8 protein-coding genes are annotated in these 9385 nt (G+C 62.2%); 5 read left to right on the top strand and 3 right to left on the bottom strand.

Features of this window, described 5'->3' with window-relative positions; translation table 11 throughout:
* The coding region (locus tag CDV49_RS19935; RefSeq protein WP_425319670.1) for a DUF932 domain-containing protein at window positions 1-889 on the top strand (889 nt) is incomplete at its 5' end.
* Window positions 890-946: 57 nt separating this feature from the next.
* Window positions 947-1234, top strand: coding sequence for a hypothetical protein (locus CDV49_RS19930; protein WP_035714710.1), 288 nt, complete (start codon window positions 947-949; stop codon window positions 1232-1234).
* A gap of 273 nt (window positions 1235-1507) precedes the next feature.
* On the opposite strand, the gene CDV49_RS21040 is transcribed toward CDV49_RS19930, so the two are convergent.
* The 3 genes from CDV49_RS21040 to CDV49_RS19915 are packed head-to-tail and all read right to left on the bottom strand — an operon-like array spanning window position 1508 to window position 4026.
* Window positions 1508-2554, bottom strand: coding sequence for an SOS response-associated peptidase (locus CDV49_RS21040; RefSeq protein WP_282916228.1), 1047 nt, complete (start codon window positions 2552-2554; stop codon window positions 1508-1510).
* A 15-nt stretch (window positions 2555-2569) separates the two neighbouring features.
* Complete coding sequence (locus tag CDV49_RS19920) at window positions 2570-3307, bottom strand: VirC2 family conjugal transfer protein (protein ID WP_035714707.1); 738 nt, start codon at window positions 3305-3307, stop codon at window positions 2570-2572.
* Window positions 3307-4026, bottom strand: coding sequence for a nucleotide-binding protein (locus CDV49_RS19915; protein ID WP_035714704.1), 720 nt, complete (start codon window positions 4024-4026; stop codon window positions 3307-3309). Before CDV49_RS19915 ends, CDV49_RS19920 begins: the two co-directional genes overlap by 1 nt.
* Window positions 4027-4655: 629 nt before the next feature.
* Here CDV49_RS19915 and CDV49_RS19910 point away from each other — a divergent pair.
* The 3 genes from CDV49_RS19910 to virD4 form a co-directional block, all read left to right on the top strand.
* A complete protein-coding gene (locus CDV49_RS19910; RefSeq protein WP_233141236.1) occupies window positions 4656-5132 on the top strand; it encodes a DNA mobilization endonuclease VirD1/MobC family subunit in 477 nt (158 codons plus the stop codon).
* Window positions 5133-5401: 269 nt separating this feature from the next.
* Complete coding sequence (locus CDV49_RS19905; protein ID WP_179209284.1) at window positions 5402-7537, top strand: relaxase/mobilization nuclease domain-containing protein; 2136 nt, start codon at window positions 5402-5404, stop codon at window positions 7535-7537.
* 11 nt (window positions 7538-7548) lie between these two features.
* Window positions 7549-9385: type IV secretion system ATPase VirD4 (virD4, locus tag CDV49_RS19900; RefSeq protein WP_088217009.1), on the top strand; the 1837-nt coding region annotated here is incomplete at its 3' end.

The raw sequence follows: 9385 nt of genomic DNA, 5'->3' as shown, positions 1-9385 counted from the left end.
CCGCAACACGAAAGGAAAGACTATGGGTTATCAGAACTTCATGCGCGGAATGACCAACGGCGGCTCGATCTATGGTCGCGGCGAAGCGTTGACCGACGATGCCTTGCGCGCCCGCGTCCCGTCCATCTTCGCCGCCGAGGCCCACGAAAGCCGCAGCGCCCGCTTTGCCCCCGTGCCGACCATCGACGTGCTGAACAACCTTCGCGCCGAAGGCTTTGAGCCCTTCATGGCGCAGCAGGCCCGCACCCGCATTGAGGGCAAGGCCGAGTTTACCAAGCACATGCTGCGTCTGCGCCACCGTTCCATCACCAACGGCGACGGCGAGGCGTTCGAGATCATCCTTGTGAACGCCAATGACGGCACCAGCGCCTATCAGATGCTTCCCGGCTTTTTCCGCTTTGTTTGCTCCAATGGCCTGATGGCGGGCGAAACCTTCAGCGAAGTGAAGGTGCGTCATTCGGGCAATGCCGTTGGTGAAGTCATCGAAGGCGCGTATCGCGTTCTGCAGGATGCCCCGGAGATTGCCGAGCGCGTGAAGGAATTTCGCGCGATCACCTTGCAGGACGAGGAACGCGCGATCCTGGCCGAAGCCGCGCACAGCCTGCGTTTCCCCGCCGCGCACGAGGACGGCGGCAAGGCCGCGCCCGTATCGGCCGAGAGCTTCATTCGCCCGCGCCGCACGGCTGACCGCGGGACAGATCTTTGGACCGCGTTCAACGTGGTGCAGGAAAACACGATCAAGGGCGGCATGACCGGATACGCCCGCGATGAAAACGGCCGCATGCGCCGCCGCAGCGTGCGCGAGGTTGCAGGCATCGACCAGAACCGCAACCTGAACCGCGCCTTGTGGATGCTCACGGAACGCATGGCCGAGCTGAAGGCCGCCTAAGCGCGACAGGCAGGGGGCGAACCCCGCCCCCTGCCCCTGCAAACCGGAGGCGAAGCGATGGACGATCTATTTCCCGACACGATCCCCAAGGGCGCGCATGGCGCGATCTGGTGGGCCGGTTGCTACGAATGCCGGAACTGGCATGGATACTTTCAGAGCCGCGAAGGAGGGCGCGGCAACTGGCGCTTTCAGGTCCCGTGGTTTTCCACCGATGACGTGACATGCAGCGTCTATGCGATCACCGAGGCGGGCGAGGTCCGGACGCGCGATCTTATCCCGATTGATGACAAGGCCCGTATCAGCATCATGGGCCGCAAGTATGGCCGCGAGCATTGGGACCACTGACCCCGCCCCTTTGCCCGTTCTATGCCCGACCCGCCGCGAGGCGGGTTTTTGCGTTCGGGCTGGTCATGCGATCGAGGTGTCATGTTGACGTGGCGCGTCCTGGACCTTCCGGCCCACGACGCGCCACGTCCGGCGCTGCCCGCGCCGGGGCCGCTGCGCGGCACTTCCTATCGGTTTCCCACAAGGCTCCATCGACCTTCGCCGTTTGATAGGCCGTTCGATTACGCCATGACCGGCCATGCGGCCTTGGAAAACCGTGAAGCTTGTGGCTCCTCAGGCGGCCACAAGCTCCATCGACAGCGCACCGTCCGGCAACGGACGTTGCAGCTCCTGCACCACGCTCCATGGTTCATGCAGCCATGCGTCCCATTCGTCGGGGCTGGTCAGGATCACCGGCATCGCCTTCGGATGCACCTTCGCCACTTCCGCATTCGGTTCGGTGGTCAGGAAGGCATAGAGATCATCAGTCGTTTCTCCATCCTTCAGCTTGCGGATCGAGGTCCATTGCGGGACGTGCAGACCGGCAAAAAAGGCCGGCCGGTCCTCGGCAGGCGTGAACCACGCTTTTCCTTCGCCGTGAACCGGCTCCGAAAAGGCGGTCAACGGCACGAGGCAGCGGAACCGCGGATTGAGCCACCGCCGCCAGTGCGGCGATCCCGTGTTGCGGATATTGGTCACGCCCTTGTCGATGCCGTTCTTGGAATGGAATTGCTTGGGGCTTGGCAAGCCCCATCGCGCCATTGCCAGTTCCAGCCCGTCCCCTTCCTGTCCGTCATGGCGCAGAACGGGTGCAAGCTCGTTGGGATAGATCCTTTCCTGTGAAGGCAGGTTTCCCAACCGATCCTCAACAGAAAAGCCCCGGAAGATCTCTCGCAGCGCATCTTGCGCCCGCGTGTGCCGGTAAAGATTGCACATGGCTGTTTCCGCCCCTTCCACGGCAGGCCGGTCCTTCGCACGCGGCCACGACTCTTTCGGCTTCGGGGTGGAAGTGCTGGACGACACAGCCGGTTCCGGCTTTGCCGGTTTCGCGTTCGGTTTGCGGGTCGGTTTTGCCACATCCGCCGCGCCTCTGGCGCGGCGGTCCTTCTCGGCCGTCAGCGCCTTGAGGTAGGTGTCCAGAACGCGGTCGGTCGCAGACGTGGCCCAAAGGGCGGCCGCCTGGTCCAGTTGCCCATCGGTGAACCCGTCCAGCCGTGGGCCGTCCCACATCTTGGCGAGGATGCTCACAAGAGCTTCCTCGCGATCCTCCGGATGGCAGGCATGGGCGGCATACACGAGAGCCTTGGCCGCCGCGATACGACTGACATGAATACCCGTCATCGTCCCCCCCCTGCCCTATCCGGCGTTTGTCTGGCGGTCCTTTTCAAAGAACAGGGCCAAGGCCCGCTCCGCGAGTGTGCGATTGAACATCATCGGGTTCATGATGCCAGCAGGGTCCAAGCTGGACTTGGCGACATTCCATTCATTCCGCGAGATTATCTTGTTGGTGACGAACCGATCCTTTGTCGCGGCATACGGGGTGGCTGTCGGCAGCTTTCCGTCATTCCTCAGTGTCTGCCTGAGGTCGTCGAACGCCCGCTTGAAAATCATCCGAACGGCTTGTTGCGGGCCGATCTGTGCCGCCAAGCTGTCATAGGTTTGGCTTTGGCCCGTTTGAGGAAACGCCAGTCGGATCTTGAGGCTAATCGTATCTCCCGCGACCTGTTCGGGCACATCCGCGTTGGCAGAGGGTTTAGGCGGTGAGGAAGCTTCACCAGGCTTTGCAGCACTTTCGGACTTTAAGGTCTGAGTGAGCTTTCTGGACTTTGTGGTCTTTTCGGTATCTGCTGGCAGGCTCTTCTGTTCCGTTACGAGCGGTTCAGCAGGCGCTTCGGGCACATCGATCCTCGGTTCAGCAACCGCAACATTCTCGACCGGTGGCGATGTGTCTGGCTTCGCGGGCACCGCATCGTGAACCATTTCAGCCCCCTCCGATGCCGATTGGTCGAGGCCGACTTTGCGTTTGATGGCACGTTCACGGCGGTGCTGGTTGAAGATGGCCTTATGGTCGACTTTTGGAAGTTGAAATGCCATTATGCGGACTCCGCGACATGCCGTTCAGGGAAGATGACGTCGAGTATGTCGCTTGAGATCCTGGACGCTTCCCGCACGGCGACTTCGATATGACCGGCCAGGATGCGCTTGTTTGGATCGGCGGCAAGCTCGCGATGGTAGAGGTGCAACATGCCAAGCGACATGATGTCTGCAAAAGCGTTGCGCTGCGGCAGACGTGCGGAAAGTTGCGGCATCTCCTTCAGCATCTCCAAGCTTTCCTTTTCTGCGGCCGACTGACGGCCCGTAGGCACGCGCGTCAACAGGAAGGCGGCCGGAACATCCTTTTCATTGGCTTCCATGAAGTTGAGCAGGAATTGGAATGTTGATATTGCACCGTCAATATCCATCGCCGTGAGAGACGTAGGAATAAGGACAAGATCAGCGTTTGCTATAATTGCCGTGTTCAATTCCGAATCGCCGCCACGCATATCGACAAGAGCTATATCGCAGCCATTTTGTTCGGCCTTTTCCATGTTCGGGATGAATACATCGAGTTCGGAGCCATCGTAAATCTGGCAGCTTTCATCCCAAGTTCCAATCGCCCGCGCATTGGTCTGCCATGTCGAAAGTGGGTCATTCTGGTCGGCTTCAAAAAGAGCGACCTTCTTCCCAGCCTGCACCAGCCCCGATACGGACGACATGAGGGACGTGGATTTACCGGCTCCACCTTTGAATGAGGTAAACGCTACCAGCTTCATGTCACTCTCTCCCTAGCCACGAACATTGCGTGTTCCTAAAAGTCCAGACGGGCCACTTGGTCCAAACGGCCCCAACAGGCCGAACAGCTATAGTGTGCCTTTAGTGCCTGAAAGATGCAACAGGCCATTAGGTCCGGATAGTCCGGAAAGCTTTCTCAGGCTAAGCATACCTAAAGGACCAATCGTCCTTGATGGGCCGTTCGTCCTTCACGGTCCTGTCGTGCCTCTCAGGCCCTTCGGCCTTATTGTACCATACAGTCCATTCAGCCCTAATGTCCCGCATGGTGCCTGTTTGCCGCTTGGCAGGCTTTCAGTCCAGTCAGTCCAATTGTCCCGCTCCTTCTATGGTCCCTCGAATGAAGGAAGCGCACAGCGCGGCCTCCCAGGGCCGTCAGGAGGCTGCTTGCCCTCTACCCACCTGAGGATGGCTGGAGGGCTCTCACAACTCCTCTCTGTCACTCTCAGCACATATCCGAAGGGTTCGGGTCGCCCTACGTGGCGACCCTCAAGTGGAGCTTCCTGCGTCAGCAAGTTTTATCCTAGGGGTGGGTTTAAGTAAGCGGCAGGATATATGCAAATGTAGAACATTGTGCTATAGGTATCGAAACCCACCCCCGAGGCCCCCGCCCATGAGCGACGACCAAAAGCAAAAAGAGCCGTGGAAGAAGCGCCGCATGATTGGCGGTCAGTGGACGGACCCCGCTGCGGTGGTGTCGAAGGCAACCGTCAACAAGACGATTTCGGTGCGTCTGACGGAGGCGGAGTTGGCTGACTTCGACGCTCAGATCGACGCTTTGGGGATCAATCGGAACCGTGCCCTGCGGATCATGGCCCGTCAGGTGGGCGGTTTTCTCGAAGAAGATGCGGCCTCCGTTGCCCATCTCGCCGACATTTCTCGCCAGCTTCGGGGCATCGCCGTCAACGTGAACCAGATCGCGAAGGCCGCGAACCGGACCACGGACCCGGATTTCATCGCCTTCATGGAGGAGCGGCAGCGTCTCGGGAAGGAGCTGTCGCGGGTCCAGTCCTACCTTCAGGCCCTTTTCGACATCGACAAGCGACGGTCTGACGGGGCCGAGCGGTTGAAGAAAGCGGCCCAGAAGTGAGCATTCACGTCCCCGATCTTCTGGCGAATGCCCGCAAAGCCCCGCGCTTCCTTTCGGCGCTGGATGCGGTCATGGGCGAAGATTGGGCCGAGGTGAAGCTTGGCCGTGGCGGCCGGATGCTGCAAATGCAGGTGGCCTTGAAGGCCGCGCATGAGCGGGACGTTGCGCCTGGCGGTGCTGCCTATTCCTCCCAGATACTGCCCGGCATCAACCCGCAATCCATGGTCAAGATGGTCAGGGGCGGGGGTGCATCCACCGCGCGGGGACTGATGGCGCAGATGGATTATCTGAGTCGTCAGGACGATCTGCCCCTTCGTCGTTCGGAGGAATACATGGGCGTCGAGATCGACGCCGAGGAAGCCGTCGCCATGGCGCGCGGCTGGCAGATGCCCACGGAAGGCGGCAAGGCCGATCGCACGTCGCATTTCGTGGTCAGCTTTCCCATCGGGACAGATCCCGCCGCCGCCGAAGCTTCGGGACGGGCATGGGCGCAGGAAATGTTCGGCTCCGGTAATTTCGGGGGCGACCGTTTCGACTATTACACCGCCTTCCACACGGACAAGGATCACCCGCATATCCATGTCATCGTTCATCGGCGGGGGATGGACAACGGAACGTGGCTGGCCGTCTCCAAGCGCAGCGAGTTCAATTACCAGACCTTCCGCGACGTGCATGTGCGCGTGGCCGGAGAGCACGGGATCGACCTTGAGGCGACCCCGCGCCTGACCCGTGGCGTCCACGAACGGGCCGTGCCCGATGCGGAGTATCGTCGGGCGCAGGCCGAAGGACGCAAGCCGGTGGCTCCGTCCCACACCGAAGAAAGCGGGATCCGGGCGGCCGCCGCCCTGGTCCATCACGCGCGCCGGATGGAAGCGGACGCAACCGCTCTGCAAGCCACCGATCCGGATTTTTCCGCCTTGCTCCGCACCGCCTCCGAACGGTTGGCGCACGGCATGGAGATTACTCCCGACCATCACGACAAAACGACCCTGACCCAGAAGGATCTTTCCCCTATGGCAGAACGCCTTGAACAGGCGCGCACGACGGTGCGTGATAACTTCACCTCTATGGATCAAACGGTAGCGGACATTCCCGCCGGTGCTGATCGTGTGCGTTTCGAACGTCAGATTGCAGAGTTGAAGGCAGAGGCTGCCCCGTCGATGCCCGAGCGGGACGCCCTGCGGGCGTTCCTGCAACCGGCCCCCGATGGGCAGTATCGTGGAATGCGTGAGGACAATTACGACGCGCGTTATGCAGAGATTAAAGGGCAGGCGGATCGCCAGGTCGAGCAGCTTGCCGAACGTGCCGGACTGAACGGCATCGCCATGGTGGCCCGCTATTCCGGCGAAGCCCCGTCGCGCGGGCTGGCGCAGCAGTATGCCGCCTCCGAGGCGCAGGAACGGGAAATGTCCCGCAGCCAGCGCGGCGAACCCGAGGAAACGCCGTCGCAGCGCAATGCCGCCTTGGCGCAGGCGCATCAGGCAATCCAACGCATCTACCGCGAGGCCAACGAGCGGGCCACGGGCGCATCGGTCGGGATTTCGGTGGCGGAAGTGGGAGAATTGCGCGACCAGTTCCGTGCCGTGGATTGGACGCACCAAAATTCGGATTCCAGCGAAGATTATCGTCGCGGCCGCGCTCAAGTTGCCGCCGCAGGCGAAGCTCTTGGCAAGTTTGCCAGCCGCTCCCCGGATCATGCGGCCGTCGCATCGGCGGCATGGGACGAGGCCGCGGGCAATGCCACCCCGCCTGCCGGATATGTTGCGGCGGACAAGCGCAGCCTGTCCCCCGAACAAATCAGTGCTGTTTTCAAGGCCGACGAGCGCCAGCCGCAGGCCGACCGCACACCTGTGAGCGTCGATCGCTCCGGCGAAGTGGACATGACGTTGATCCGCATCTTGCGTGATCGCTTCACCAAGACCGATTTTAACTATGGATACTCGGACTCTCCGCAAGCGCGTGCCGAGGGCCAGGAGCAGGTAAGAAATGCCGAGGCCGCATTCCGCTCCTTCGCCGCGAAGTCGCCTGCCTATGCCGCCGTCGCTTCCGCTGCTTGGGATCAGGCGACCGACATTTACCGCCCGCCTGAAGGCTACGTGCGTCCGAACGATCGGCAAATTCCCGTCGAGCGGACGAACGAACTGTTGCGCGAGGCCGCTCAACTGGACCGCGCCGACCGCATGGCGCAGGCCGAACGTGAGATTGCCGCCCGTCATGCCCAACGTGCCACGGACACCGCAGAAGGCAGAACAGGGGATGCGGCCCCGACACCGCAGCAGCCCCGTGCAGTGACCGCCGAGGACAAGAAGCTGGCCGACCGTGCCGAACGCATGGCCGAGGCCGAACGCGACATTGCGGCGCGACAGGCCAAGGGCAAGGACCGCGATAGCGGCCACGGGTTGTAAAAGGGCAGGGCATGGCACAGACAACGGAAATCGCAAAGCTCGCCGGTGGCGGGCTTCTTCTTGGGGCCTTGCTGGGCGTCGTTGCTGCCAGCGGATACGTGACGTGGCAGACGGGAGGGGATCTTGCCAACATCGAGGTGCTGCGCGTTTTCGACTTCGCACCCTGGACGCGCGGCTATTTTGGCGAACCCTTCCGCATGGCCCTCTATATCGGCCTTGGCGTCATGGCCGCGCTCACGGTGCTTGTGCCCGCCATCGGCTTCAAGAAGCCGTTGAGCAGCCACGGCACGGCCCGTTGGTCCACGAAAGCCGACCTGAAGCGGTCCGAGCTTCTGGCTTCCACCGCAAACATCCTTGGTCCGATCTATGGCAAGCTGGGCAGTCCGAGCAGCCGTGCGGAGTTTCTGTCCACGCGCCCCGGCACCGAGGAAATTCCTCACAGCATCATCACCGCGCCAACCGGCTCCGGCAAGGGCATCGGGATCGTGGTGCCCACGCTCCTGACCTACAAAGGCTCCGTGTTCTGTCTGGATGTGAAGGGCGAGAACTACAACCTGACCGCCCGTCGCCGCGAGGAGTTGGGCGACCGCGTGTTCAAGTTTGCCCCCTATGACGATCACGGCCAGACCCACCGCTATAACCCGCTCATGTATGTGGTCAGCGCCCGCGAACGCCGCCGCTTCACCGAGGCGCGACGGCTGGCCGCCAGTCTCATCATCGCCAAGGGCAACGGCGAAGGCTTCTTGGAAGGCGCGCGCGACGTGTTTGCCGCAGGGGCCATCCTTGCCATCCAGCGCGGCACGCCGACCATCGCCGCCGTCTATGATGCTTTCTATGCCACGCCGGGGGAGGCGGCGGACGTGTTCCGCCGTCTGGCGGCCGAGGTGGACAGCGTTGAGGCCAAGACGATCTTCAACCGCATGGCCGGCATGGAAAGCCGCATCCTCAGCTCCTACCTGTCCGTCCTGTTGGACGGCGGCCTTGGCCTTTGGGCCGATCCGGCCGTGCGGGAGGCGACGGAGGTTTCCGACTTCGGCATCCATGATCTTCGCCGCGACCCGGCCTCGATCTTCATCATCGTCTCGCCAAACGACCTTGTGCCGCTGGCACCGCTGATCCGCCTGATGTTCCAGCAGACCATCGCCATGCTGCAAGCCTCGATGCCGCAGAAGGACGAGAAGTTCCCTGTCCTGTTGCTCCTGGACGAGTTCGTGTCCCTGGGCCGCATGGACGTGTTGGCAACCGCCATCACGACCCTGCGCGGGTTTGGCGGCCGCGTCATGCTGGTGGTGCAGAGCATCGCCAGCCTGCGCGACCTTTACGGCAAGGAAGGCGCGTCGGGTTTCCTTGCCAACTGCCGTTTGCAACTGTTCATGGCTCCGGCCGACGAGGACACACCCGAATACATCTCGCGGGCCATCGGTGACTTCACCCGCAAGAGCCGCAGCAAGTCCTGGCGCTCGAACGAAATGGGAAGCAACTGGCAGGAGCGGGAAGAAGGCGCACGTCTTTTGCGCGCCGAGCAGGTGCGGATGCTGCCCAAGAACAAGATCGTCGTTCTGGTTCAGGGGATGCCGCCGATCATCGCGGACCGGGTGGAATACTACCGTGACCGCTATCTGAAGAATATCTACCAGAGCCAGACTGGCCCGCATCCGCAGCCGCCTTCGCTCTACAACGATCCGCCGCCGGCTTTGGAGGAATCCACGGTTGCGCCGGATGATCCGCCGCGCGATCCGCCAGCGCCCGCCTCTTTGCCGCTCTACCCGCAAGACAGCCAGACCGCACCCGCCCCGGAGCCGGCACCCGCAGCGTTCGTTCAGGAGTCACCTGCGGAAGCTGTGCCGG

The organism is Haematobacter genomosp. 1 (genome assembly GCF_002196855.1).
Classification (GTDB): domain Bacteria; phylum Pseudomonadota; class Alphaproteobacteria; order Rhodobacterales; family Rhodobacteraceae; genus Haematobacter.
The sequence above is the reverse complement of the archived record's forward strand: the minus strand, read 5'-3'. Positions and strand labels throughout refer to the sequence as shown.

Excerpts from the sequence above, each read along its gene's own strand:
- CDV49_RS19915 (WP_035714704.1), bottom strand. The coding sequence starts at position 4,026 with ATGAAGCTGGTAGCGTTTACCTCATTCAAAGGTGGAGCCGGTAAATCC.
- CDV49_RS19930 (WP_035714710.1), top strand. The coding sequence starts at position 947 with ATGGACGATCTATTTCCCGACACGATCCCCAAGGGCGCGCATGGCGCG.
- CDV49_RS21040 (WP_282916228.1), bottom strand. The coding sequence starts at position 2,554 with ATGACGGGTATTCATGTCAGTCGTATCGCGGCGGCCAAGGCTCTCGTG.
- CDV49_RS19910 (WP_233141236.1), top strand. The coding sequence starts at position 4,656 with ATGAGCGACGACCAAAAGCAAAAAGAGCCGTGGAAGAAGCGCCGCATG.
- CDV49_RS19905 (WP_179209284.1), top strand. The coding sequence starts at position 5,402 with ATGGCGCAGATGGATTATCTGAGTCGTCAGGACGATCTGCCCCTTCGT.
- CDV49_RS19920 (WP_035714707.1), bottom strand. The coding sequence starts at position 3,307 with ATGGCATTTCAACTTCCAAAAGTCGACCATAAGGCCATCTTCAACCAG.